This window comes from Croceitalea sp. W27 (assembly GCF_055693185.1).
In genome coordinates, this window is the sequence record NZ_CM146327.1 from 2,458,384 (window position 1) to 2,483,350 (window position 24,967).

Annotated in this window: 21 protein-coding genes; 15 read left to right on the forward strand and 6 right to left on the reverse strand. The window is 38.4% G+C overall.

What is annotated here, in order from left to right:
- The first annotated feature begins 63 nt into the window (after nt 1-63).
- Complete coding sequence (locus tag ACZ1GR_RS11105) at nt 64-2,541, forward strand: ribonucleoside-diphosphate reductase subunit alpha (RefSeq protein WP_472609043.1); 2,478 nt, start codon at nt 64-66, stop codon at nt 2,539-2,541.
- A 370-nt stretch (nt 2,542-2,911) separates the two neighbouring features.
- Here the strand turns inward: ACZ1GR_RS11105 and ACZ1GR_RS11110 are convergent, their stop codons facing one another.
- Together ACZ1GR_RS11110 and ACZ1GR_RS11115 are read right to left on the reverse strand one after the other, a co-directional pair.
- The gene (locus ACZ1GR_RS11110; protein WP_472609044.1) at nt 2,912-3,565 is read right to left on the reverse strand and encodes a gluconate 2-dehydrogenase subunit 3 family protein; all 654 of its coding nucleotides are present in this window, start codon (nt 3,563-3,565) and stop codon (nt 2,912-2,914) included.
- Nucleotides 3,565-5,280 carry a GMC oxidoreductase gene (locus ACZ1GR_RS11115; protein WP_377766838.1) on the reverse strand — a complete coding sequence of 572 codons (1,716 nt, stop codon included), beginning with the start codon at nt 5,278-5,280 and terminating at the stop codon, nt 3,565-3,567. The genes ACZ1GR_RS11110 and ACZ1GR_RS11115 overlap by 1 nt, the downstream gene beginning before the upstream one ends.
- A gap of 142 nt (nt 5,281-5,422) precedes the next feature.
- Between ACZ1GR_RS11115 and ACZ1GR_RS11120 the strand changes: the two genes are divergently transcribed.
- From ACZ1GR_RS11120 to ACZ1GR_RS11140, 5 genes are read left to right on the forward strand one after another with little or no spacing between them, the layout of a single operon-like run.
- A complete protein-coding gene (locus tag ACZ1GR_RS11120) occupies nt 5,423-6,427 on the forward strand; it encodes a sugar phosphate isomerase/epimerase family protein (protein ID WP_472609045.1) in 1,005 nt (334 codons plus the stop codon).
- 15 nt (nt 6,428-6,442) lie between these two features.
- Nucleotides 6,443-6,886, forward strand: coding sequence for a DinB family protein (locus ACZ1GR_RS11125; protein WP_472609046.1), 444 nt, complete (start codon nt 6,443-6,445; stop codon nt 6,884-6,886).
- Between the two features lie 20 nt (nt 6,887-6,906).
- Complete coding sequence (locus tag ACZ1GR_RS11130) at nt 6,907-8,133, forward strand: nucleoside permease (RefSeq protein ID WP_472609047.1); 1,227 nt, start codon at nt 6,907-6,909, stop codon at nt 8,131-8,133.
- A gap of 26 nt (nt 8,134-8,159) precedes the next feature.
- A complete protein-coding gene (locus tag ACZ1GR_RS11135; protein ID WP_472609048.1) occupies nt 8,160-9,323 on the forward strand; it encodes an MFS transporter in 1,164 nt (387 codons plus the stop codon).
- Between the two features lie 15 nt (nt 9,324-9,338).
- Entirely contained in the window at nt 9,339-10,475 is a 1,137-nt protein-coding gene (locus ACZ1GR_RS11140) for a Gfo/Idh/MocA family protein (RefSeq protein WP_472609049.1), read from the forward strand.
- Nucleotides 10,476-10,528: 53 nt separating this feature from the next.
- Here ACZ1GR_RS11140 and ACZ1GR_RS11145 read toward each other — a convergent pair whose 3' ends face one another.
- Together ACZ1GR_RS11145 and ACZ1GR_RS11150 are read right to left on the reverse strand one after the other, a co-directional pair.
- On the reverse strand, nt 10,529-10,993 hold the full coding sequence (locus ACZ1GR_RS11145; RefSeq protein ID WP_472609050.1) for an ASCH domain-containing protein: 465 nt from the start codon (nt 10,991-10,993) through the stop codon (nt 10,529-10,531).
- A 14-nt stretch (nt 10,994-11,007) separates the two neighbouring features.
- Entirely contained in the window at nt 11,008-12,711 is a 1,704-nt protein-coding gene (locus tag ACZ1GR_RS11150) for a GMC oxidoreductase (protein ID WP_472609051.1), read from the reverse strand.
- Between the two features lie 143 nt (nt 12,712-12,854).
- Here ACZ1GR_RS11150 and ACZ1GR_RS11155 point away from each other — a divergent pair, with 143 nt between their 5' ends.
- The 8 genes from ACZ1GR_RS11155 (at nt 12,855) to ACZ1GR_RS11190 (ending at nt 20,468) form a co-directional block, all read left to right on the forward strand.
- Nucleotides 12,855-13,907, forward strand: a complete 1,053-nt coding sequence (locus tag ACZ1GR_RS11155) for a sugar phosphate isomerase/epimerase family protein (RefSeq protein ID WP_472609052.1) — start codon at nt 12,855-12,857, stop codon at nt 13,905-13,907.
- Nucleotides 13,908-13,995: 88 nt separating this feature from the next.
- Entirely contained in the window at nt 13,996-14,748 is a 753-nt protein-coding gene (locus tag ACZ1GR_RS11160; protein ID WP_472609053.1) for a 3-keto-disaccharide hydrolase, read from the forward strand.
- A 3-nt stretch (nt 14,749-14,751) separates the two neighbouring features.
- Nucleotides 14,752-15,558, forward strand: coding sequence for a 3-keto-disaccharide hydrolase (locus ACZ1GR_RS11165; RefSeq protein WP_472609054.1), 807 nt, complete (start codon nt 14,752-14,754; stop codon nt 15,556-15,558).
- An 8-nt stretch (nt 15,559-15,566) separates the two neighbouring features.
- Nucleotides 15,567-15,722, forward strand: coding sequence for a hypothetical protein (locus ACZ1GR_RS11170; RefSeq protein ID WP_472609055.1), 156 nt, complete (start codon nt 15,567-15,569; stop codon nt 15,720-15,722).
- 128 nt (nt 15,723-15,850) lie between these two features.
- Nucleotides 15,851-16,708, forward strand: coding sequence for a YicC/YloC family endoribonuclease (locus ACZ1GR_RS11175; protein ID WP_472609056.1), 858 nt, complete (start codon nt 15,851-15,853; stop codon nt 16,706-16,708).
- Nucleotides 16,705-17,307 (forward strand): guanylate kinase, encoded by a 603-nt coding sequence (gene gmk / locus ACZ1GR_RS11180; protein ID WP_472609057.1) that lies wholly within the window; start codon nt 16,705-16,707, stop codon nt 17,305-17,307. The genes ACZ1GR_RS11175 and gmk overlap by 4 nt, the downstream gene beginning before the upstream one ends.
- Nucleotides 17,307-17,891 carry a nicotinate (nicotinamide) nucleotide adenylyltransferase gene (gene nadD / locus ACZ1GR_RS11185; protein ID WP_472609058.1) on the forward strand — a complete coding sequence of 195 codons (585 nt, stop codon included), beginning with the start codon at nt 17,307-17,309 and terminating at the stop codon, nt 17,889-17,891. Before gmk ends, nadD begins: the two co-directional genes overlap by 1 nt.
- Before the next feature lie 93 nt (nt 17,892-17,984).
- A complete protein-coding gene (locus ACZ1GR_RS11190) occupies nt 17,985-20,468 on the forward strand; it encodes a zinc-dependent metalloprotease (protein ID WP_472609059.1) in 2,484 nt (827 codons plus the stop codon).
- A gap of 10 nt (nt 20,469-20,478) precedes the next feature.
- Here the strand turns inward: ACZ1GR_RS11190 and ACZ1GR_RS11195 are convergent, their stop codons facing one another.
- On the reverse strand, nt 20,479-21,186 hold the full coding sequence (locus tag ACZ1GR_RS11195; RefSeq protein ID WP_472609060.1) for a DUF6503 family protein: 708 nt from the start codon (nt 21,184-21,186) through the stop codon (nt 20,479-20,481).
- 10 nt (nt 21,187-21,196) lie between these two features.
- Nucleotides 21,197-23,470 carry an inorganic phosphate transporter gene (locus tag ACZ1GR_RS11200; protein WP_472609061.1) on the reverse strand — a complete coding sequence of 758 codons (2,274 nt, stop codon included), beginning with the start codon at nt 23,468-23,470 and terminating at the stop codon, nt 21,197-21,199.
- A gap of 132 nt (nt 23,471-23,602) precedes the next feature.
- Here ACZ1GR_RS11200 and dgt point away from each other — a divergent pair, with 132 nt between their 5' ends.
- Nucleotides 23,603-24,961: a dGTP triphosphohydrolase gene (gene dgt / locus ACZ1GR_RS11205; protein ID WP_472609062.1), complete on the forward strand. Its 1,359-nt coding sequence runs from the start codon at nt 23,603-23,605 to the stop codon at nt 24,959-24,961.
- The last annotated feature ends 6 nt before the right edge of the window (nt 24,962-24,967 follow it).

The following is a 24,967-nucleotide window of genomic DNA, read 5'->3' on the forward strand; positions in this document are numbered from 1 at the left end:
AAGTAAATCTTGTTAGCGTTAGCGAACATATATTTTAATAAACAAAAAAAACAAAGTAGCCACATGTATGTAGTAAAAAGAGACGGAAGAAAAGAGTTGATAATGTTCGATAAGATTACAGCTCGAGTACGAAAATTATGTTACGGTCTTAACGGTCTTGTAGACCCTTTAAAAGTCGCCATGCGCGTAATAGAGGGTTTGTACGATGGGGTTACTACTTCTGAACTTGACAACCTAGCTGCAGAAATTGCGGCAACGATGACTACTACACATCCTGACTACGCAAAACTGGCTGCGAGGATATCCGTTTCGAATTTACATAAGAATACGAAAAAGTCTTTTTCAGAGACGATGAAAGATTTATATGAATATGTAAATCCTAGAACCGGAAAAAAAGCGCCCTTACTTTCAGATGAAGTTTATAAAGTGATTTCTGAAAATGCCGAAAAGTTAGACTCTACTATAATTTATAACCGTGATTTTGGCTACGATTACTTCGGTTTTAAAACATTGGAACGTTCTTACTTGTTGAAAGTTAATGGTCAAATCGCTGAGCGTCCGCAGCATATGCTAATGCGTGTTTCGGTAGGTATTCATGTTGATGATTTGGATGCTGCCATAGAAACGTATGAGTTGATGTCAAAGAAGTACTTTACACATGCGACACCGACCTTATTCAACTCCGGAACACCTAAACCGCAAATGTCTTCTTGCTTTTTATTGGCAATGAAAGAAGATAGTATTGATGGCATATATGATACCTTAAAACAAACTGCAAAGATTTCGCAATCGGCGGGAGGTATCGGTTTATCTATCCATAACGTACGCGCAAGAGGATCGTATATTGGTGGTACAAACGGTACTTCGAACGGAATTGTGCCAATGTTAAAAGTATTTAACGATACGGCACGTTACGTAGATCAAGGTGGTGGAAAACGTAAAGGCAGCTTTGCCATCTATATGGAACCATGGCATGCAGATATTTATGACTTTCTAGATTTGAAAAAGAACCACGGTAAAGAAGAGATGCGGGCGCGTGATTTATTCTATGCCATGTGGATATCGGATTTATTTATGAAACGTGTTGAAGCCAATGAAGAATGGACTTTAATGTGCCCTAATGAATGTCCGGGTCTTTTCACCAATCATAGTGAAGAATTTGAGAAACTCTATACAAAATACGAAGCTGAAGGTAAAGGCAGAAAAACGGTAAAAGCTCGCGAGCTTTGGGAAAAGATTCTTGAATCTCAAATTGAAACGGGTACACCGTACATGTTGTATAAAGATGCTGCCAACCGTAAGAGTAACCAAAAGAACTTGGGTACGATACGTTCTTCTAACCTTTGTACAGAGATTTTAGAGTATACATCTCCAGATGAGGTTGCTGTTTGCAATCTGGCATCAATCGCTTTGCCAATGTTTGTTAAAAATGGGACTTTTGACCACAAAGAACTATTTAAGGTTACGAAAAGGGTTACCAAAAACTTGAACAAGGTTATAGATAGAAACTACTACCCTGTTAAAGAGGCTGAAAACTCGAATATGCGACATAGACCCATTGGTTTAGGCGTTCAGGGTCTAGCGGATGCTTTTATCATGTTGCGTATGCCATTTACAAGTGATGAAGCAAAGAAATTGAATCAAGAGATATTTGAGACGTTATACTTTGCGGCAGTTACCGCTTCTATGGAGTTGGCCAAGGCAGAGGGAGCATATTCTTCTTATGAGGGTTCTCCGATTTCTGATGGTGATTTTCAACATAACCTTTGGGGTATCAAAGACGAAGAGCTTTCTGGCCGCTGGGATTGGGCCAAACTTCGAAAAGAAGTTAAAAAGAACGGTGTTCGAAATTCACTTTTGGTAGCACCTATGCCTACTGCATCTACCTCTCAAATACTAGGTAACAACGAGTGTTTTGAGCCATATACATCCAACATTTACACGCGAAGAGTACTTTCTGGGGAGTTTATCGTAGTGAATAAGCACCTTTTAGAAGACTTGGTTAATCTAGGTCTCTGGAATGAGAATATGAAGCAAGAACTCATGCGTGCCAACGGTTCTATTCAGCATATAGAAACAATACCACAAGAGATTAGAGATTTGTACAAAACTGTTTGGGAGCTAAGTATGAAAGACATTATTGATATGTCTAGACACAGAGGTTACTTTATTGACCAGAGCCAGTCCTTAAACCTGTTTATGGAAAATGCGAATTACTCAAAACTAACTTCAATGCATTTCTATGCCTGGAAGAGCGGTTTAAAAACAGGAATGTATTATTTAAGAACGAAAGCTGCAGTGGATGCTATTAAGTTTACCTTGGACAATACCAAGAAGAAAGAGGTTCCAGTAAGTGTCGCTGCCGAAGCGGAAGTTACAGCAGCTGATCCAAAAGCTGCAGAGAACATAAAAGTGAACCCTACTCCGGTAGCGCAACAAGAAGTTGATATTCAGCCAATGACAGCTGCTGAAATGAAAGAGATGATTGCACGGGCAAAAGAAGGTCAAGCAGACGACGATTGCCTTATGTGCGGATCATAGTGTGATAGTGTTTATTTGATAAATGTCCTAGGTGAGCTTACCCCACAGAATGAGCTTCCTAGGGCGTTTTCGTTATAGAAGAGAAAGACTTTACTTTCTAACAAATAATCTAAAGGCCACAGCAGATAGTGCTAACATGCCCAAATAGATTACCAAAAAAATTAAATACTTGTCCATTTAAATGCTTTCTTATTATAAGTACGATTCAAAATCAGTTTTAGATTACGAAAACGTTGTAGAAATTGTAACTTATTATATATGAACGTACTAAAATTGAAAATCTTACACCATTAACGAAGATTTAGCATTTTAAAATAAAAAGCCCCTTTCTAAGATAGAAAAGGGCTTATATTGAATTGATTGTTCTAAGTTATAAAGACCAAGCTCTGCCTTGTGTTAGTTCATTTACGTCTCCACAGGCAATATATTCGCCAGGTAGGGGTAAATATGCAAGAACTTCCTCACCTATATACTCAGATGATTTATAAGCCCAAGTGGCTACTCCCCTAATATTGCCAGCAAATTCAAAGCAAGCAACATCTTCATCTAGCGTAGCAGATTCTCCAGCTTCTATGGCTTTCATATAATCTTCAATAGCTTCTTGGTGTGCTTTTTCTTCTTCTTCCGATCTTTTTGCCAAATACTTGTTTAAAGCAGGTTCAAAGTCTGCTCCTTCAAGGTCGGCCAAACTATCTTTTCCAGCTTCGGTCATTACCTTGTTCATGAATTTATCCATTACTACTTTCATGAATGCTTGTTGTTCTTCAGGAAGTACTTCTTTGGCGAATTCATCGATAAATACGTGTACATTAACTTCCGTAGCAGAAGGAGTATCTGTTTTTGGAAGAATAACATCAACCATTTGAGCTAAAGCATAACCTTTATCCTTGTCAAAATAACTAGGTACCCATTCGGCAAATGGAGCCTTGTCTTTACAACTTTGTACGAGTCCTAATAAAGTTGGTGTAGCAACGGCATAGCCGAATACCATACCCATATTTTTAAGTGCTGATCTTCTTTCCATTAGATGTTTCCTTTTTTAAGTTCTTGTGCCGCGTGATTCGCTGCTCTTGCCGTAAAGGCCATATAGGTTAATGAAGGATTTACGCATGCCGCAGAGGTCATAAAAGCCCCATCGGTTACATATACATTCTTACAGGCATGTACTTGATTGTATTCGTTTACAACCGATGTTTTAGGGTTGCTGCCCATTCTAGCTGTACCCATTTCATGAATACCAAGACCAATGGCATAGGTGTCATCGTAACCTTCTATTTCGCGCGCTCCAGACTTTTCAAGCATTTGAGCCGCTTGATCGATCATATCTTTACGCATGTTCAACTCGTTTTGTCTGATCTCGGCATCGAAAGTCACTGTTGGCAGACCCCATTGGTCTAATTTTTCATAGTCAAGGGTCATTTTATTCTCATGATAAGGAAGAATTTCACCAAAGCCTAACATATTCATATTCCATCCACCAGGGGTTAAAATAGCATCTTTATAGGCTTTTCCAAAATTAGCTTCAGCAACCATTTCTTCGTAATCGCCTCGACCGGCTCCACCTTGGTATCCGTAACCTCTGGTAAAGTCTTTCATGGTGTTGCTGCCAACGTTTCTAAATCTTGGCACGTAGATGCCATTAGGTTTTCTTCCTTTGTAATATTTATCATCGAAACCATCTATTTTACCTCTGGCGCCAGCTTTAAAATGATGGTCCATGATGTTGTGACCAAGTTCACCAGAATCATTTCCAAGTCCGTTTTCAAAACGGTCAGATTTAGATTGCATGAGTATAGAAGTAGATGAAACGGCAGAAGCACATAGAAAAATTACCTTCGCTTTAAACTCATAGGTTTCTTTGGTCTCTCGATCAATAACTTTTACCCCCGTAGCCTTTTTGGTGTTTGGGTCGTAAATGACTTCATGTACAATAGAATCTGGTCTAAGTGTCATGTTTCCGGTCGCTTCTGCAGCAGGTAGTGTAGAAGAAACACTACTAAAATATGCTCCGAAAGGGCAGCCTCTGATACATCTATTACGGAACTGACATTTAGAACGGCCATCGCCTTCAAACTTTTTGTCTCCTGTTATGTGAGCTACACGCCCTGCAGTTATTACTCTTCCGTCAAAGTGCTCGGCCACTTTACTACGTACGTGGTCTTCAACACAGTTCAATGGCATCATTGGTGTAAATTGTCCGTCTGGCAGTTGTGGCAATCCTAAAAGTTCACCGGAAATACCGATATAAGACTCTACCTTGTCATACCAAGGGGCTATGTCTTTGTAGCGTACCGGCCAATCTATGGCAACACCTTCTTTTTTATTGGCTTCAAAATCAATATCACTAAATCTGTAGCTGTGTCTACCCCACATAATAGAACGCCCACCAACGTGGTACCCACGCATCCAATCAAAACGCTTGGTTTCATTATACGGGTGTTCAAGGTCGTTCACGAACCAGTGTTTTGAGGCCGCTTTTGTAGTATATCCTGTTCGATTCTGTTTTTCTTGTTTGGCTACATCTTCTCTTGTGGGTTCTCCGTTATGCGGAAAATCCCAAGTGTCCATATTGGCGGTAGGGTAGTCTTCACGATGTTTGACCATAGGCCCACGCTCCAACACCAATGTCTTCAATCCATTTTCACACAATTCTTTAGCGGCCCAACCCCCGCTTATGCCAGTTCCGACAACAATCGCATCATACGATTCTTGTTCATCATTGTAATAGAATTTACTCATGTATACTTCATTGTTTATCCTCTAAAAGTATTAAATATTAAATTAATTTTCTACATTTAATCCCTATGTTTATTGGGAAATTAGCACTATAACGTTGTAGTAAATCCTAATTTGATAAGCATTAGTATTTTGAATCGCCAATATGAAACGAAGAAGGTTTATTGAGAATGGGGCCAAAGCGGGTATTGCTTTTTCATTGTTAGGAATTCATGCGTGTAAACAATCTTCAAAAGAAACTAAAGATAGTGCTGCTGAAAAACCGGTAAAAGTTGCGGAAAAAAATCCCTTTTTTGAATTATCATTAGCGCAATGGTCTATTCATAGAATGATTAGAGAAGAAGGTCTGGATCCCTACCTTTTTGCTGAAAAAGCAAAATCATGGGGGTTCAAAGGTTTGGAGTATGTCAGCCAGTTATATAGAGATGAACTCGAGGCTGAAAGTTATTCGATTGAGGCCATGCAAAATTTTGTCGACAAGAATAATCTAGAGGCAAAAAAACACGGCCTAAGAAATCTTTTGATTATGATTGACGGTGAAGGCCCACTTGCGTCACTCGATGTAGATGAACGAACACAGGCTGTGAAAAACCACCATAAATGGGTCGATGCTGCCGCTGCCATGGGCTGTCATTCAATTCGTGTGAACCTGCAAGGAACAATGGAGCCAGAACCTTGGGTTAAAGCTTCGGTCGATGGGCTGACCCAACTCGCAACCTATGCCAAAGATAAAAATGTGAACATTATTGTAGAGAATCACGGTGGACCTTCTTCTAATGGTTCATGGCTGGCTGAAGTTATGCGAAAGGTAAATTTAGATAATTGTGGTACGTTACCCGACTTTGGTAATTTTTGCGTGAAACGAGAATCTGGGGGTTACTACGACTCTGCATGTATAGAAGAATATGATATATACCAAGGCGTAAAAGAGCTTATGCCTTACGCTAGAGCGGTAAGTGCCAAAACGTATGATTTTGATAAGAATGGAAATGAAGTCAAAATCGATTATGTAAAAATGATGCAGATAGTAAAACAAGCAGGATACAACGGTTTTGTTGGGGTAGAATATGAAGGTGATGCCTTAAGTGAAGAAGAAGGAATTATAGCAACTAAAGATTTATTAATAAAGGTAGCCGGACAACTTATTTAGTTTCAGTTTTCAAATATGAAATCACTATTTAACCAACTATTCGATTATAATTTTTACTGTAACAAGAATTTAATAGAGAAGTGTTCCGCACTTGATGAAGTTCCAGAACAAACAGTAACTCTTTTTAGCCATGTACTTAACGCACACCATATTTGGAATATGCGTTTATTGGGTAAAGAGCATAAATACGATGTTTGGCAAATACATGCCTTGGAAACTTGGAGTGATATTCATTACGAAAATCAACGGACTACATTCGAGATTATCACCAATAGTGATGATTTTGAGAAACGTGTAGATTATGAAACAACCCAAGGACGTGTTTTTGCGAATGAACTAAAAGATGTTTTGTTTCACATTATTAATCATTCAACACACCATCGAGGTCAAATTTTGGCCAATTTTAGAACAAGTAATATAGAGCCGGGCAATCTGGATTATATTTCATACAAACGATAACCAACCAACTAAATTTTTACATGGATTTTAAAACCAAGTTTCAACTGTCTTTAATGATGTTTCTGGAATTCTTTATTTGGGGAGGGTGGTTCGTAACTATGGGAATCTATTTGCCCAATACTTTAGAAGCTAGCGGAGGTGATATTGCCCAAGCTTATTCTACGCAATCATGGGGAGCAATAGTAGCACCATTTTTTATTGGTTTAATTGCGGATAGGTTTTTTAACGCGGAACGTATTTTAGGAGTACTTCATTTAATAGGTGCTTTTTTAATGTATCGGCTCGCGCATGCGCAAGATTTCTCGGTGTTCTATCCGTATGTGCTGGGGTATATGATAGCGTACATGCCTACATTGGCGTTGGTAAACTCTGTTTCGTTCAACCAGATGAAAGACCCAGCGAAAGAGTTCTCTTTTGTAAGGGTCTTTGGAACGATAGGTTGGATTATTGCTGGTTTAACAATAAGTTATTTAGGTTGGGATAGTGAACAAGGCGTTCAAGAAGGGCTTCTTAAGAACACCTTTTTAATGGTGGCTATCGCATCGGCAATACTAGGTGTATTTAGTTTTACTTTGCCCAAAACTCCGCCACAAATTGCTAAAGAAGAGAAAATTTCCTTTGGGGATATAATTGGCTTGGATGCCTTAAAACTGCTTAAGGATAGAAATTTTTTAATTTTCTTTTTAGCCTCTGTTCTAATATGTATTCCCTTGGCATTTTATTACCAGCATGCAGGACAATTTTTAGGAGAAATTGGGGTATCAAACCCTGCTGCTAAAATGTCCATTGGGCAGATATCAGAGGTGTTATTTATGTTATTATTGCCCTTCTTCTTTAAGAAGTTCGGGTTTAAGAAAACAATTTTGTTTGGCATGGTCGCATGGTTGATACGGTATTTATTATTCGCATACGGAGATTCGGGAGAATTAGCATTCATGTTAATTCTGGGCATTGCATTACACGGTATTTGCTATGACTTTTTCTTTGTCTCGGGTCAAATCTATACGGACACAAAGGCAGGTGAAAGATATAAGAGCGCTGCTCAGGGCTTAATTACACTGGCTACTTATGGAGTCGGGATGCTAATTGGTTTTTGGGTTGCAGGTAAAATTACGGACACCTATCTAATTTCAGAAAACGTACATAACTGGAAAAATATCTGGACATTCCCTGCCCTATTTGCATTGGGAGTCCTAATATTATTTGCTTTATTTTTTAAGAATGAAAACGTAGCGTATAAAGAATGACCAACCTAATCCTTAAATAAATTAAAATGGATAACATTAATAAGAATAGACTATTTATAGCCTCCTGTGTTGCCTTATTGGTAACATCTATGACTTTTGCAATTAGAGCCAGATTAGAAACTGTTTTTGGTCCGGAAGGAGTGGGCCTTACTCTAGAGCAAATAGGCTGGGCATTTACACCTGCTTTTTGGGGCTTTACAATTGCAATGATTGTTGGAGGACCACTAGTTGATTCTCTTGGTATTAAGAAAATCACATGGATTGCGTTTATTACCCATGCTATTGGGATTGTATGGACAATTTTAGCCAAAGACCAGATGTCATTGTTTATAGCTACACTTTTTGTTGGTATTGGCAATGGTATGGTGGAAGCTGCGCTTAACCCGATGATAGCATCTATGTACACGGAGAATAAGACTAAGATGTTAAATCGCTTTCATGTCTGGTTTCCAGGTGGAATTGTAATTGGATCCTTAGTCGGCTGGTTAGTAATGGATGTTATGGGACTTGGGTGGCAGATTATGGTAGGAGTATTATTTATTCCATTGGTGATTTATGGTTTTATGTTTTTAGGACAAAATTTCCCCGTTACAGAACGCGTGCAATTGGGAGTTAGTAATAATAAAATGATTGCTAGCTTAGGAAAGCCACTGTTTATTTTTATGGTGTTATGTATGTTTTTAACGGCCGCATCCGAATTAGGAACTACGCAGCGTATAGAGTCCTTACTAAAAGAATCCGTTGCGGTGCCCTTATTGGTACTAGCTTTTATTAATGGTATTATGGCTCTTGGAAGAGCTTTTGCAGGTAAGGTCATACATAAACTACAACCAGCTGGTATGTTATTGTTTTCAGCAATATTTACCTTTATAGGGCTATGGTTATTAACTATAACAAGTGGGGGAATGACATTTGTAGCAGCAGCTGTTTTTGCCGTTGGGGTTACCTTTTTCTGGCCAACTATGTTAGGTTTTGTAGCAGAATATCTACCAGAAACCGGTGCTTTAGGATTATCTATAATGGGTGGGGCAGGAATGTTGTCTGTATCAGTAGTTTTACCAATAATGGGTAATCTAATGGATAATGCCAATCCTATTGAAGCTTTAAGAACAATGTCTATTTTACCAGCAATTCTAATAGTTGCCTTTATAGGATTATACGTTTATATGAAAAAAAGAAAAACCGCATAAAACATTGAAATAAAAATGCCAAAAAAAATTAGATTAGGAATTTTAGGTGGAGGGGGAGATTCATTAATTGGAATCTTACATAGGGTAGCTTCCCAGATTAATGATAATTATGAAATTGTAGGGGCCGTTTTTAACCCAGACCATGAGCAAAGCATCGATTTTGCGAAAGAGATTGATATTCCAACAAAAAGGATTTACAAAGATTTTGACACTCTTATTGAGGAAGAACTGAAACTTCCTGAAGATGAACGAATACAAGTATGCTCGGTACAAACGCCCAATTTTCTTCATTTTCCAATGGCCAAGAAGCTTCTAGATAATGGATTTCATGTGATTTGTGAGAAGCCCATGACCATGAATTATGAAGAAGCTAAAATTCTGGAAGAAGCACATCAAAAATCTGGAAAGGTTTTTGCCTTGACCCATACGTATACAGGTTACCCTATGGTAAGGCAAATGCGAGAAATGATTAAGTCTGGAGCTCTTGGTAAAATTCATAAAGTAGATGCTAGATATTATCAAGGTTGGATAAATACCATTATTCATGATAAGGAAAAAAGGTCTTCGGTATGGCGTCTAGACCCTACAAAAGCGGGTATAAGCTCCTGTATGGGCGATATTGGGGTTCATGCTTTCAACTTGGTTGAATTTACTACCGGCCTAAAAATAAAGTCTCTGTTGTGTGACTTCAACTATCTATACGAGGACAATCAAATGGATGTAGATGGTACTGTATTGGTTAGAATGGATGACCATGTAAAAGGTGTAATACGCTCTAGTCAAGTAGCTACTGGTGAAGAAAATGGTTTAGCTATAGCTATTTATGGTGAAAAAGGCGCGTTTAGATGGGAACAAGAAAAACCAAACTTCTTATATAAGATGAGTGATACAGAGCCACTGCAAGTTTACAAGCCAGGTCATGCTTATAATTCTGAACTTTCGTTGTCAGGAACTAAATTACCACCAGGCCATCCTGAGGGAATCTTTGATTCTATGGCAAATATTTATTTAGGAGCTGCAAAAGCAATTCGAGGAGAAAAATATAACGATGGTGAATTCCCGACCATGAAAGATGGTGTTCGTGGCATGAACTTTATAGAAAGCACCGTTGCTTCCCATAAAAAAGGAAACGTTTGGATAGATTTGGATTAGTTTCTATTCTTACACCCTGCCTCAAATACAATAATGGTCGCCAAGTGCGGCCATTATCTTTTAAACAAAAGCTCAAACCGTTCAAAAACGATAATCATACTCTCTCTAGGTACCCTTCCAAAGGGCTCTAGTTCGCGAGTATAATAATCCCAGTGCACTTCTTTCCAGTATTCAAGACTTTTATCGCCTTCTCCTTCTAAACGAGCATGCTCTGAATGAATTGAAAAATAAGGAAGCAGTTTGACCGAGGTAGTACGAATCAAACATTTCGCTTTTTCTTGCCAATCCGTAACAACAAAAAAATCACCAATTTTAGGCATCGGTTCCTCTCGAAGCTGAAGGCCTAAAAGGGAGTGGGAAGTCGCTCTTTTGATATCTTTGGCTACTAGTTCGGCTAAAGTATTGGCATCTTTTTCATTATCTCCAAAATAGCCTACTTGAGGTGCCTTTTCAAAAGCAAATTCAGTGTGTTTGTCTAAAAAATCTCCCCAAAGGTTCCTTGCAGAGGTGTTATCCATTTACTATAAATTAATTAAGCGAATTTACCTAATTTAAACTGTTCTGCGGCATGGTTGGCTGCCCTTGCCGTAAAAGCCATATAGGTTAAAGATGGGTTTACGCAACTGGCAGAAGTCATAAAAGCTCCATCCGTGACATAGACATTCGGCACCTCATGCACTTGATTATTTTTGTTTACAACGGATGTTCTGGGGTTCCAGCCCATACGTGCACCACCCATTTCATGAATTCCTAGACCCGGCCCCGTAGCATTGTCATAGGTGTTTATATCTCTAAAACCAGCTGCTTTTAGCATAGCGGCAGCTTCTTCTTTTATGGTTTCTCGCATATTAAGTTCATTTTCTTTGAACTCAACGTCAAAATCTAGTTGAGGCAGTCCCCATTTGTCTTTTTTATCCTTGCTGAGTGTAACACGGTTGTCGTGATGCGGCAACATCTCGCCAAAACCGGTCATTCCAATGCGCCAACCTCCGGGCTTTAACATCGCTTCTTTATAAGCAGCGCCATGGCCTAACTCTGCCACCATATCGCTCCAATTGTCACGGTTTGCACCTCCTTGGTATCCAAAACCTCTTAAGAAGTTGCTACGTTTTGTTTTGTCGTCTAGGTTTACAAATCTGGGGATGTAAAATCCGTTAGGTCTGCGACCTTTAAAGTACTTATTAAGATGACCATCGACTTTGGCCGAAGCCCCCAATTGATAATGATGGTCCATGATATTACGCCCAACTTCATCGTAATTGTTGCCCAATCCATTTGGGAAACTTTTAGATTTAGAATTCAATAAAATTCCTACCGATGCCATGGCAGAAGCACATAAGAAAACTATTTTACTTTTAAACTCTAATGCTTCTCCAGTTTCAGCATCAACCACTTTAACACCAGTAGCTTTTTTGGTATTTTCATCATATACAACTTCATGCACAATAGCGTTTGCGCGTAGGGTCATATTTCCGGTCCGTTCTGCTGCTGGTAAAGTAGAAGAATTACTGCTAAAATAACCTCCGAACGGGCATCCTCGCCAACAGCGATTTCTATATTGACAGGGGCTTCTTCCTTCTATTTTCGTATCATTTTCGGTGATATGTGCAACACGACCTATGGTTAAAAGGCGTCCATCTTCGAAATTGGTTTTCATGGCAGTTTGAAGGTCCTTTTCGACACAATTTAATTCCATTGGTTTAAGGAACTGACCATCGGGAAGCTGCTTTAAACCGAGTTTTTCACCGCTTACACCAATGTACGATTCAACTTTATCATACCAAGGAGAAATATCTTTATAGCGCACCGGCCAGTCTACGGCAATATCTTCTTTTAAATTGGCTTCAAAATCGATATCGCTCCAGCGGTAGCTTTGTCTGCCCCAAGTTAAAGAACGCCCGCCTACTTGGTATCCACGAATCCAGTCAAAACGTTTGGTCTCTTGATAGGGGTGCTCTAAATCATTTACAAAAAAGTGTTTTACATCATCTCTGGGGGCCCAGCCAACCCTTAGTTGTTTGGCATATTTTTTCTTATCCTCCCTTGTTAATTGACCCTTAAAAGGATAATCCCAAGGGTCATCGTTCATGGTTTTATAGTCTTCGATATGCTTTACCATCGGTCCGCGTTCTAAGACCAAGGTCTTTAAACCATTCTCACATAGTTCTTTGGCGGCCCAACCGCCGGTTATTCCGGTACCTACAACAATGGCATCGTAAACAGTTTCTTGATTCAAAATAGTGCTATTTAATTATTGGCTAATCATTATATTTATAGCTTTCATGAGAATAAGGTAAGAAAGCCATTATTTATTTCTTAAATATAGGGTATAATCGGCATTTTTTTTAGCAAAACCCAAAACTTAAAAAAGTAATAGTAATGAAGACAATTAAAGGTCCCGCAGTATTTTTAGCACAATTTGTAGACAGTAAAGCTCCTTTTAACACATTGGACGGAATGTGTAAATGGGCTTCAGATTTGGGGTATAAGGGCATACAAATACCGACATGGGAATCTTTTCTAATAGATTTGGATAAAGCGGCCGAGAGTCAAGATTATTGCGATGAGTTAAAGGGTAAAATAAACTCGTATGGTCTTGAGATTACTGAACTATCTACACATCTTCAGGGACAGTTGGTCGCAGTTAATCCCGCATATGATTTAATGTTCGATAATTTTGCGCCCGATCAATTAAAGGGGAAACCAAAAGAGCGTACAGAGTGGGCCGTTGAAACGGTGAAAAAAGCCGCAACGGCAAGTAGAAGATTAGGCATAACCGCTCACGCTACATTTTCTGGAGCATTGTTATGGCATACCATGCATCCTTGGCCTCAACGCCCTGCTGGTCTTGTTGAAATGGGTTTTAAAGAACTGGCCAAACGTTGGATGCCCATTCTCAACCATTTTGATGAAGAAGGGGTAGATGTCTGTTATGAAATACATCCGGGTGAAGATTTGCATGATGGGGATACTTTTGAACGCTTTTTGGCGGCCACGAATAATCATAAGCGTGTAAATATACTCTATGACCCAAGTCATTTTGTATTGCAACAGCTAGACTATATTACATACATAGACCATTACCATGAATTCATTAAGTCTTTTCATGTAAAAGATTCTGAGTTTAACCCTACGGGAAAAAAAGGTGCTTTTGGTGGATATAACGATTGGCAAGACCGTGCCGGGAGGTACCGTTCTTTAGGTGATGGTCAAATTGATTTCAAAACCATCTTTTCAAAACTAACACAGTATGGATGTGATGTTTGGGCAGTAATGGAATGGGAATGTGTCATTAAAAGTCCTGAACAAGGTGCGCGAGAGGGTGCGAAGTTTATTCAAGATCATATTATTGAAGCCACTCAAAAGACCTTTGATGATTTCGCCGGTGGAGATATCGATAAAGAAGTATTAAAGAAGATATTAGGTATTTAGTTCCCTAATACTCTTTAGAGATGTCGTTCGTAGAAAAAAAATAGATACTGAGGTCTTGATTTCTAATTTTAGCGGAAAAGTAAAATACATGAAAAATTTAGCAATTTTCACTATTGTAATGTTGATGACCCTCTCTTGTAAAGAGAAACAAAAAGCAACTGATATAGAAAGAGAAGTACTTTCAGAAGAAGACCCATTCGTAATAAGTAAGTCTGAATGGATTTCTATTTTTGACGGAACCTCATTTGACGGATGGCATTATTATAGGGCTTCAGAGGTCACCAACCCATGGAAAATCGAAGACGGGGCAATGGTTTTTTACCCACCTAAAGAAAGAGATGGAGAAAGCTATAACATTGTTACGGATAATGAGTATACCAATTTTACACTCTCTTTGGAATGGAAGATTTCTGAAGGAGGAAATAGTGGTATTTTTTGGGGAATTCTAGAAGATGAAAAATACGGACAACCTTATGAAACAGGTCCAGAAATTCAGGTTCTTGATAATGAAAGGCATCCCGATGCTAAAAACGGTCCTACTCGTCAGGCGGGTGCCCTTTACGATATGGTTCCTCCTAGTGATTCACAAGCTGTGAAACCTGCAGGGGAATGGAATACCTGTGTGTTAACAGTTAATCATAATACCAACGAAGGCAGTGTTGTTCTAAACGGCAAGGAGATAGGAAGATTCCCTGTAAACGGACCTCTTTGGGATGAAATGGTATCCGACTCTAAATTTGCCACATGGGATGGTTTTGGGAAGTATAAAACAGGTAAGATAGGTTTGCAAGATCATGGTGATATTGTAGCCTACCGAAATATAAAAATTAAAGAATTATAGCAAATGAGATACGGCATCATAGTTTTAGGAGTACTTTTTGTTCTTTCAGGTTGTCAAGAGAATACCAATAAGACAAGTGAAGAGAAGGCAAACTCCATTGAGGAAAATTCAAACGAAAAATATCAAGGAGAAGAACCTACCACCCCTGAGGCAACAGAGATTTATGAGCCAGTCCCTCCGAAAGTAACAGTTGATTCTAGTGGATTGCCAAGCGATGCTATTGTACTTTTTGATGGAACTAATTTGGATGAATGGATTAGTGCAGCGGATAGCACAGCAGCAAAATGGGAAATAAATAAGGATGATAGTATGACCGTAAAAGATAAATCGGGTAACATACAGACGAAAAGAAATTTTGGCAGTATTCAGCTGCATCTAGAATGGAAATCTCCCTTGCAAATCATGAATGAAGGTCAGGCCAGAGCAAACAGCGGTGTTTTTATACAGCAACGTTATGAGATTCAGATTTTAGATAATAATGACAATCCAACATACACCAATGGTCAAGTAGGTTCTGTTTACAAACAGTCGGTACCTCTGGCGATGGCATCGAAACCGACGGGAGAGTGGAATTCTTATGATATTATTTTTCATGCCCCAGAATTTAAGGAGGAAGCACTTAGTAAGCCTGCTTATGTAACCGTACTTCACAACGGGGTACTTATACAAGACCATTTTGAAATTGAAGGCATTATTAAATACATAGGCTGGCCAAATTATGAAGCGCATGGTAAGGCACCCATAGTTTTGCAAGATCATAGAGACAACAGCCGAGTAAGTTATCGTAATATTTGGGTGCGAGAGTTATAATGGTTTAAATGTTTTCAAAGAAAGACAGGATACAATACGCCAACTTAAACGCCAAACAAAAAGAGACATATAACTTTCAAAAGTTTTCCTCTGTTTTGGCCGATTATGGTTTCGCTACCCTAAAACTTAATGATGATTCGAATGGAGCTGATTTTATAGCATAGCGTATTAATGGTGAAAATTACTTGAAAATACTTCTGAATGAATTTATGCTGAACTAGCACATAAACTTTAAACTTTAAACTGCAAATCTTCGATTTGCCCTACCTTTGCCAAAATTTAATCATCTTATATGATTCAATCCATGACCGGTTATGGGAAGCATGTTGTACAGCTTCCGTCAAAAAAAATCACTATTGAACTTAAGTCTCTAAACAGCAAAAACCTAGATATCAACGCTAGAATACCACAAGCGTATAGAGAAAAGGAATTGGAGCTTCGAAAATTGATTTCAGAATCCTTAATACGCGGTAAAGTTGACTTTAGCCTCTACATAGAATTAACAGGTGATGAAACAACAGCTGAAGTAAACGTAGCTATGGTCAAGAAATATATGGAGCAATTACGGGCCATTGCGAAAGGAGACGAAGTTAAATTACTGGAAATGGCGCTTAAAATGCCAGATACCCTAAAAACGGATAAAAGTGATATTGATCCAAAAGAATATAGCGCGATAAAAACTGCTTTGGTCGAAGCTTTAAAGGCCATCAATATTTTTAGAACAGAAGAGGGTAACGTGCTCGAAGAAGACTTTAAAAATAGGTTAAAAACTTTATCAAGTCTATTGGGTCAAGTTAAGGAAATGGACACGGAACGTTTGGATACCATTCGTGAGCGCCTTGAAAAAGCCGTAGCCGATTTAAAGGTAGAATTAGATGCGAACCGTTTTGAGCAAGAACTTATTTACTATCTAGAAAAGTATGATATTACCGAAGAAAAAGTACGTTTGGCAAACCATTTGGAATATTTTGAAACTACAATTGATTCCGCTGATTCCAATGGAAAAAAACTAGGATTTATTTCTCAAGAAATAGGTAGGGAAATCAATACTATAGGATCAAAAGCGAACTTCGCACCTATGCAGCAACTTGTAGTGCAAATGAAAGACGAATTAGAAAAGATTAAGGAACAAATGCTTAATGTTTTATGAGTAAGGGAGGCAAGCTTATTATATTTTCGGCTCCATCAGGGAGTGGTAAGACAACCATTGTTCGCCATTTATTAAACCAGCCAGAATTAAACTTGGCGTTTTCGGTTTCTGCCACCTCACGTCCTCGTCGCGGTAAGGAAAAAGATGGTGTTAATTATTACTTTATAACCGCCAATGAGTTTAAAAAGCATATTAAAAATGATGACTTTTTAGAATGGGAAGAAGTTTATAGAGACAGTTTTTATGGTACTCTAAAGAGTGAGGTAGAACGACTTTGGGCTGAGGGTAAAAATGTTATTTTTGATATTGATGTTGTAGGCGGACTTCGAATTAAAAAGAAGTTTCCAGAACAGACTTTGGCGGTATTCGTAAAACCGCCCAGTGTAGACGAATTAAAAATTAGACTAAAAAAACGCAGTACGGAGAGTGATGATAAGATCAATATGCGAGTCGCCAAGGCTTCTGTAGAATTGGCAACTGCTCCTCAGTTTGATGAAATCATTAAGAATTATGATTTAGACATTGCTTTAAAGGAAGCCCATCAATTGGTTGCCGATTATGTGGGTGCTACCTATAAAAATTCTCAAGAAGAGGAGTGATGAAAAAGGTTGGCCTATATTTCGGAACATTTAATCCCATACATGTAGGGCATCTGATTATCGCCAACCACATGGCTGAGTTTTCAGATTTAGATGAAGTTTGGCTTATCATTACACCCCAAAGTCCATTTAAGAAAAAGAAATCCCTGTTGGACAATCATCATAGGTATCAGATGGTTTTTGAAGCCACTGCCGATTATCCTAAACTAAAGCCTAGTAAAATCGAGTTCGATTTGCCTCAACCCAATTTTACAGTTAATACTTTGGCCTATTTAGAAGATGAGTATAAAACAGGCTATCAATTTTCACTAATAATGGGCGAGGATAACTTAAAAAGCTTTCACAAGTGGAAAAATTATGAGGTAATTCTAGAGAATTATCATTTATATGTTTATCCAAGAATTTCTGATAAGGAAATAGACCACCAATTTAAAGACCACCCTAAAATTCATAAAGTAGCTGCACCAATTATTGAGATCTCTTCAACATTTATAAGAAAGCAGCATGCCCTAGGAATGAATATTAAACCCATGTTGCCCGACTCGGTATGGAAATATATGGATGAGATGAATTTTTATAGGTAATTCTGTTAAAGTTTTAGTTTATCCCATATTTCTAAAAAGCTCGTTTTTTGTTTAAGCTTTTATATGTTTATCTTCATTAAAATTCAAAATTAGATGAACAAAACACTTTACGCACTTGCTTTGCTGTCACTGGTGCTTTGCAACCCAATTCAAGCTCAGAAAACCAAAAAGAAAAAATCGAAAGAAACTACAGAGTCGGTATCAAAACCAAAATCTAATAATGGAATAAAGCCTTATGCCAAGGTCATTACAAAGGAGGCAGTTTCAGACGAGGGTGTATTTACTATCCATCGAATTGCAGAAGACTATTTCTATGAAATTCCTTTTGAGCAGCTTAACAAAGACATGCTTTGGGTAAGTCGTATCGCCCAGCTACAAAATGGCTTGGGGGGTGGCTATGTAAATGCCGGCTCCAAAACAAACGAACAAGTGGTGCATTGGGTACGCTTTCGAGATAAAATTCTATTAAAATCAAAGTCTTTTGTAAATGTTGCCGATAGTACCAAAGCTATCAGTAATTCGGTAAAAGTAAATAATTACGAACCTACTTTACATGCTTTTGATATCAAGGCTTTTAATGCTGATTCATCTGCGGCAGTAATTGATGTCACGAAATTTTTTACATCAGATATCGCGGCTATAAGTGGGCTCTCGGCTAGACTCAGAAAAGACTATAAAGTCAAAAAATTAGATGGTTCAAGAAGCTTTATCAATAGCATAAAAAGCTTTCCGCAGAACGTTGAAGTAAAGCAAGATTTTACGTATGACGCCTCAGAGCCACCAAGTTTTAGAAGCACCCAGTCGATAAGTATTCAAATGAATCAGTCTATGATTCTACTGCCAGAAGACCCTATGCAACCAAGAATCTATGATCCTAGGGTCGGATTTTTTACTGTTTCTCAGTACGATTATGGGAGTGAAGCCCTCAAAGCAGACCGAAAAACATATATACGAAGATGGCGTTTAGAACCAAAAGATCCCGAAGCCTATGCTAGAGGAGAATTGGTGGAGCCCATAAAGCCCATAGTATATTATTTAGACCCTGGCACACCTGAAAATTTACAGTCTTATATAAAACAAGGCATAGAAGACTGGCAAAAACCTTTTGAAACAGCAGGTTTTAAAAATGCGATTATTGCCAAAGACGTGCCAACAAAAGAAGAGGATCCTGAATTTAGCCCTGAAGATATAAGGTATTCTGTTGTTCGTTATGTCGCAAGTACGACGAGAAACGCAGTTGGCCCAAGTGTTTCAGACCCCAGAAGTGGAGAAATCATAGAAAGTGATATTATTTGGTACCACAATCATTTACGGAGTTATCGTAATCGGTATTTATTAGAGACCGGAGCGGCAAATCCTTCAGCTAGAACCTTAAATACCTCAGAAGAGGAAATCGGTGAAATGATGCGTATGGTGATTGCGCATGAGGTGGGTCATGCACTTGGTTTTCCGCACAATATGGCGGCCAGTTATGCCTATCCTGTAGATTCACTTAGAAATGGAGCGTTTACCCAAAAAAACGGGATAGCTGCAAGTATTATGGATTATGCGCGCTATAACTATATAGCTCAGCCAGGGGATGAAAATATACGATTTGTGCGTCAAATGGGGCCGTATGACCACTATGCGGTAAATTGGGGGTATCGGTGGTTATCTGAAGAGAATGCAGATGCCGAAAGACCAATTCTCAATTCTTGGGTGTTAGAAAAAGCAGATGACCCTAAATATAAATTCGGTAGACAGTCCAGTCGTTTTGACCCTCAATCACAAACCGAATGCATCGGTGATGATCCTATCAAAGCGAGTACTTATGGTTTGAAAAATTTAAAATATGTTGCGGCCAATTTACCAAGTTGGACGTCAGATGTAACTAATGATTACCAAGATTTGGAAGAATTATATGGGGAGTTGTTAGGAGTTTATAGCAGATATGCGGGTCATGTTACCAATACGGTTGGTGGTGTTTTCGAGAATATTAAAACCCCCGAGCAAGAGGGGCCTGTATACTCTAATTTTGATGCTGCAGGTCAAAAACAGGCTATAAAATGGCTGCATACGAATATTTTTGAAACGCCTGAATGGATTTTAGATAAGGCAATTTTACAGAACATTGACCATGCCGGATATTTTGAAAAAGTTCGAAGGTTACAAGTACGGCAATTGAACTCATTATTAAGTTTTGAGCGATTGGGAAGACTTATTGATGCAGAAAGTTTAAATGAATCGTACTATAGTGCGCTACAAATGCTCGTAGACTTAAGAAATGGACTTTGGAAAGAAACCCTTAGGGGAACCAGTGTTGATTTGTACCGAAGAAATTTACAGCGTTCCTATGTGGACAGAATGGCTTATCTAATGACCGAAGAGCAGCAACCCAATAGGTTTGGGCGACCGGGTTTTGAAGGACAAATAGCTTATAATACCAATACTTCAGATGTGAGAGCTTTGGTAAGGGGAGAGCTAAAAGCATTAAAAACCAAATTGAAATCGGCTAAAAATGGTAGCATTAACAGAGAAACAAGGTATCACTATGAAGATGTCATAGCTAGAATTGATGCTATTTTTGAGGCTGAATAGCTACCTGTAATCATTTTTGAGACAGGATATCAGTACCCAAATATTTGTCATCTTTGTTGTAATACCAAGCTCTTGACATGGGCATATTTATTCCATGAACATTTTCTAGACCTTTAAGTAGAATGTATTCTCCATCGTTTTTTGTTTCGTCATGGAAGAACTGGTAAACTTCCATGGCAAAAGTGCTTGGGTCAAAATAAAAATACCATGTGTCCTTACCCACTCCTTCTGAATAATTTACTTTTAAGACAAGATATTCTTTTCCTTTAAAGGTTCTTTTTTCTACCTTGGGTTCTACAATTGTTCCAGGGTCTTTTAATTTCATGGGCAGACCATACAAGTAAGTATAATAATCTTTCATCATCATACCACGTTCGCAGCTTAATCGAAGTCTTTTAATATCCTTCTCATTAATTTTTGAGCTACCGTTTAAAGAAATGCCGCAGCTATCTTTTTCAATGAGGTAGGCATAAGAATCATTTTCTTTGACTACATCCAATACAAATTCTTGCCTAGGTAAATTTAGATGGATTTTACTAACTCTGTCACTAGAATTAGGGGTTTCCATAGTAACTTGAAATCCGCCTTTAAAGGTGGGCCAATTCCCTTTAGGGTCATGAAATTCTATAGCTTTATTTAAGAGTTCATCTCCTGAAATTTCTTGGGTATATGAAACCGTGTAAAAAGCGAAAGCAAAAAACAGTAACGAAAACCGCATAGGTCTAAAATTATTTTTCAATTCTGGCAGGCTCAACAGAGCTATCATGTTCTGTATAATATAGCTCTAAAAGCTTCATGGTAGCCTCAATCATATCCTTACTTTCGGTTAGAAGTGAGAAGTATAACGAAGTGTTTTTTGGACTCGACTCTTCAGTACGGGTTCTGGCAACCTGTTTCTCTATTTTGTCCGAAACCAAATCGAAATATTCTTGCTTTTTATTGAGAAGGGTTCCAATATTTTGAAAGTTTCTACTGCCGAATATATCAGTACTGTCCTTTAAAAGGGCCTCTAAATTATTGTCCAAATCTTTTAGTTCCTTGATTTGGTTATACTTTAGCTTACGGTGATTGTTGTTGACATGGGTGTAACTGATTTTGGCAATGTATTCCAGTGACTGCGCCAAATCTTGCAAATGACCTAACATAACAATGTAAAAATTACTTGCCCCACCGACGCTTGAGTCATCTAAGTTTTTAATAAAATAATAGATATTATCTTGAAGGCCATCAACCTCTTTCGAGAGTTTGGACATTCCTTTTTTATTCTTTTTAAGATCATCGATGTTGTGTTTAGCGAGACCGTTAATAGAGCTTGTATAAATCTTGTTACTTCGTTTTATAACATTGCCTATATTATCGGCACTTTCCTCTATAACCCCTTGAATAGAGCTACTTTCAGCTCTTCTCAAGCTATCTTCCGCCTTGGTAACCTTTGTTTTCCTATTATGGGCCATATAGTTTCGCAACAATAAAATAGCCGCTAGAATCAATAGAATAATCAAGGCGATAAAACCACCAAAATGAAGTATGGTGGCAATGATAGCGGCGGCGGTAAAAGCACTAAACGCCGTAAAAAACCATCCGCCTATAACATTAAGTACCCCGGCAACTCGATATACGGCACTTTCGGCCCCCCAAGCACGATCTGCTAAAGAAGTTCCCATGGCGACCATAAAGGTCACATAAGTAGTGGAAAGTGGCAATTTCATTGAAGTTGCAATTGATATCAATACACTGGCAACCATTAAGTTTACGGCCGCCCGTACCAAATCGAAAGCGGGAAGATCTTGCACCTTACTTTTCGGAACATAGGTATAGGGTACTGCAAATCGTTTATCTATTTTATTTTTTAGGCTAACAGGCAAAATTGTGGAGAAACCTTCAAAAGCAGAAACACTAAGTTTTACGATTTGCCGTGAAATAAAGTTGGGCTGAAATCTTTCATCGCCCTCATCTTGCCTTGCAAGATCAACACTGGTTTTCACGACACTTTTTGCTTTTGAAGAAAACCATAAGGTTACGACCATAATGCCACCAGATAAAAGCAATAACAATGTTGGTGTTCTTACCGCTGCGGATAAACCTTGCATATTGAATTCAGACGCAGCGATTCCTGAACCTTGCCAATCTTGAAAAGACTGAAGCGCTGCAATTGGCACCCCAATAAAATTTACAAGATCATTACCGGCGAAGGCCATGGCTAGGGCAAAGGTGCCCAAAATAATAACGACCGTATAGATATTCCATTTTAAAAATGTTGAAAAAACCCAAGAAAGCAATGTCCAAAAAAATAAATTACCAACAATGAACAGCTCTGGAGATTCGCTAATGAACTGGATTATAGATTCATCAAAAATAGCGGCGCTCTTAAGCCCTTTTACGATGATAAAGTAAATAATGGCAGTTATCGCTAGACCACCAAAAATAGACTCCACCCATTTTGGTTGGTTTTTATATTGAAAAGAGATGAGAACCCTTGAAATAAATTGCACTATTGCCCCTATGGTAAAGGCGATAAAGACCGAAAGCAAAATTCCGAAAATAATTTGGGTGGCTTTCTCGGTATTTATATAATTGTTGAGGTCAGAAAAGCTTCCTTCGATTCCGTAGATTTTAATGAGCGAGATCGCCACAGCGGCCCCTAATAGTTCGAATACGATGGATACCGTCGTAGAGGTTGGCATACCGAGGGTATTAAAAAAATCGAGGAGCAGAATATCGGTAATCATTACGGCCATAAAAATGAACATGATTTCTTCGAAAACAAATTCTCCCGGGTTGAAAATACCTTTTCTAGCTACTTCCATCATACCACTAGAAGACATTGCCCCAAGTGCAATACCTAAACTTGCAACAATCATTACAGTTCTAAAAGTGACGGCTTTCGAACCTATGGCAGAATTCAAAAAATTAACGGCATCGTTACTAACGCCAACAACTAAGTCGGTTATTGCTAAAAGACCAAGTGCAACAACCATAAAAATGTAGATATTCTCACCCATACTAATTCTTGAAAGTAAGCAAAAATGCCATTATAATTTGGCTTATAGGTTAATAAAATGTTACCAAATACCCCGTAAAAATAGCTCTTAAAAAGACAAAGGAACTTATCTTGGCATAAAATTATACCCTAGATGAATTGGGAAGACTTACTTTCATTAAAACGATTTGGAGACACCGCAAAGAGACTTAGAAAAGAACAGGACGAAACTCGTCTCGGTTTTGAGGTGGACTATGACCGCATAATTTTCTCCTCGGCTTTTAGAAGTTTGCAAGACAAAACCCAAGTGGTACCTATGCCCATAACCGTTGGTTCAAGAAAAGAGTTCGTTCACACCCGGTTAACGCATAGTCTTGAAGTATCCGTTGTAGGTAGAAGTCTGGGTCGGGTCGCTGGTAGAATGTTATTGCACAAATACCCTGTATTAAAGGATAAGCTTGGATATCAGTTTAATGATTTTGGGGCTATAGTGGCGGCAGCTAGTTTGGCACATGATATTGGTAATCCGCCTTTTGGGCACAGCGGTGAGAAAGCCATAGGAACTTACTTTAAATCTGGTAAAGGGCGCAAACATAAAGCAGCCCTATCTGCAAAAGAATACCAAGACCTCATAGATTTTGAAGGGAACGCCAATGGTTTTAAGTTGCTTAACGAATCTCGAAATGGCGTTGAGGGCGGACTAAGATTGAGTTATGCCACCCTCGGGGCTTTTATGAAATACCCCAAAGAATCATTGCCCAAGAAACCATCGAAAAATATTATCGATAAGAAATTTGGGTTTTTTCAATCTGAAAAGGATTTTTTTTTAGATGTTGTGAATGAATTAGGCCTAAGAAAGAATACGAATAATCCTGAAATCGGGTATCACCGACATCCACTTACATTCTTGGTCGAAGCTGCTGATGATATTTGTTACACCATTATTGATTTTGAAGATGGTATTAACCTGGGTTTTATTTCTGAGGAGTTTGCCCTGGAATACCTCATAAAGCTGGTGAAAGATACTATCAACACCAAGAAATATCAAGCGATGCGCTCTATGAGCGACCGCCTGAGTTATCTTAGGGCATTGGCCATTAGTACTTTGATCAAAGACGCTACGCGTATTTTTGAAGAAAACGAAACCGAAATATTAAAAGGTAATTTTGATTCTGCCCTATTGGATAAAAGTGCCTATAAAGCGCAGATAACGGATATTATAAATCTAAGTATTCAAAAAATATATCAGTCTTCAGAGGTTTTGGAAAAGGAACTTGCTGGGTATAAAATTATCTCTGATATATTAGAAGTTTACACCACGGCACTTATCAATAAAAAGGAGGGTCAGGAGACCAGTTATGATAAATTGTTAATCAGATCCTTGCCTGAAAAATATCAAAATACAGATACCACGGTTTATCACCTACTTTTAAATACCAGTTGTTTTGTGGCAAGTCTTTCAGATAGTGCTGCTGTTTACATACATAACAAACTTATGGGGAAGCAATTATAACTGAGA

Excerpts from the sequence above, each read along its gene's own strand:
- ACZ1GR_RS11105 (WP_472609043.1), top strand. The coding sequence starts at position 64 with ATGTATGTAGTAAAAAGAGACGGAAGAAAAGAGTTGATAATGTTCGAT.
- ACZ1GR_RS11110 (WP_472609044.1), bottom strand. The coding sequence starts at position 3,565 with ATGGAAAGAAGATCAGCACTTAAAAATATGGGTATGGTATTCGGCTAT.
- ACZ1GR_RS11115 (WP_377766838.1), bottom strand. The coding sequence starts at position 5,280 with ATGAGTAAATTCTATTACAATGATGAACAAGAATCGTATGATGCGATT.
- ACZ1GR_RS11120 (WP_472609045.1), top strand. The coding sequence starts at position 5,423 with ATGAAACGAAGAAGGTTTATTGAGAATGGGGCCAAAGCGGGTATTGCT.
- ACZ1GR_RS11125 (WP_472609046.1), top strand. The coding sequence starts at position 6,443 with ATGAAATCACTATTTAACCAACTATTCGATTATAATTTTTACTGTAAC.
- ACZ1GR_RS11130 (WP_472609047.1), top strand. The coding sequence starts at position 6,907 with ATGGATTTTAAAACCAAGTTTCAACTGTCTTTAATGATGTTTCTGGAA.
- ACZ1GR_RS11135 (WP_472609048.1), top strand. The coding sequence starts at position 8,160 with ATGGATAACATTAATAAGAATAGACTATTTATAGCCTCCTGTGTTGCC.
- ACZ1GR_RS11140 (WP_472609049.1), top strand. The coding sequence starts at position 9,339 with ATGCCAAAAAAAATTAGATTAGGAATTTTAGGTGGAGGGGGAGATTCA.
- ACZ1GR_RS11145 (WP_472609050.1), bottom strand. The coding sequence starts at position 10,993 with ATGGATAACACCTCTGCAAGGAACCTTTGGGGAGATTTTTTAGACAAA.
- ACZ1GR_RS11155 (WP_472609052.1), top strand. The coding sequence starts at position 12,855 with ATGAAGACAATTAAAGGTCCCGCAGTATTTTTAGCACAATTTGTAGAC.
- ACZ1GR_RS11160 (WP_472609053.1), top strand. The coding sequence starts at position 13,996 with ATGAAAAATTTAGCAATTTTCACTATTGTAATGTTGATGACCCTCTCT.
- ACZ1GR_RS11165 (WP_472609054.1), top strand. The coding sequence starts at position 14,752 with ATGAGATACGGCATCATAGTTTTAGGAGTACTTTTTGTTCTTTCAGGT.
- ACZ1GR_RS11170 (WP_472609055.1), top strand. The coding sequence starts at position 15,567 with ATGTTTTCAAAGAAAGACAGGATACAATACGCCAACTTAAACGCCAAA.
- ACZ1GR_RS11175 (WP_472609056.1), top strand. The coding sequence starts at position 15,851 with ATGATTCAATCCATGACCGGTTATGGGAAGCATGTTGTACAGCTTCCG.
- gmk (WP_472609057.1), top strand. The coding sequence starts at position 16,705 with ATGAGTAAGGGAGGCAAGCTTATTATATTTTCGGCTCCATCAGGGAGT.
- nadD (WP_472609058.1), top strand. The coding sequence starts at position 17,307 with ATGAAAAAGGTTGGCCTATATTTCGGAACATTTAATCCCATACATGTA.
- ACZ1GR_RS11190 (WP_472609059.1), top strand. The coding sequence starts at position 17,985 with ATGAACAAAACACTTTACGCACTTGCTTTGCTGTCACTGGTGCTTTGC.
- ACZ1GR_RS11195 (WP_472609060.1), bottom strand. The coding sequence starts at position 21,186 with ATGCGGTTTTCGTTACTGTTTTTTGCTTTCGCTTTTTACACGGTTTCA.
- ACZ1GR_RS11200 (WP_472609061.1), bottom strand. The coding sequence starts at position 23,470 with ATGGGTGAGAATATCTACATTTTTATGGTTGTTGCACTTGGTCTTTTA.
- dgt (WP_472609062.1), top strand. The coding sequence starts at position 23,603 with ATGAATTGGGAAGACTTACTTTCATTAAAACGATTTGGAGACACCGCA.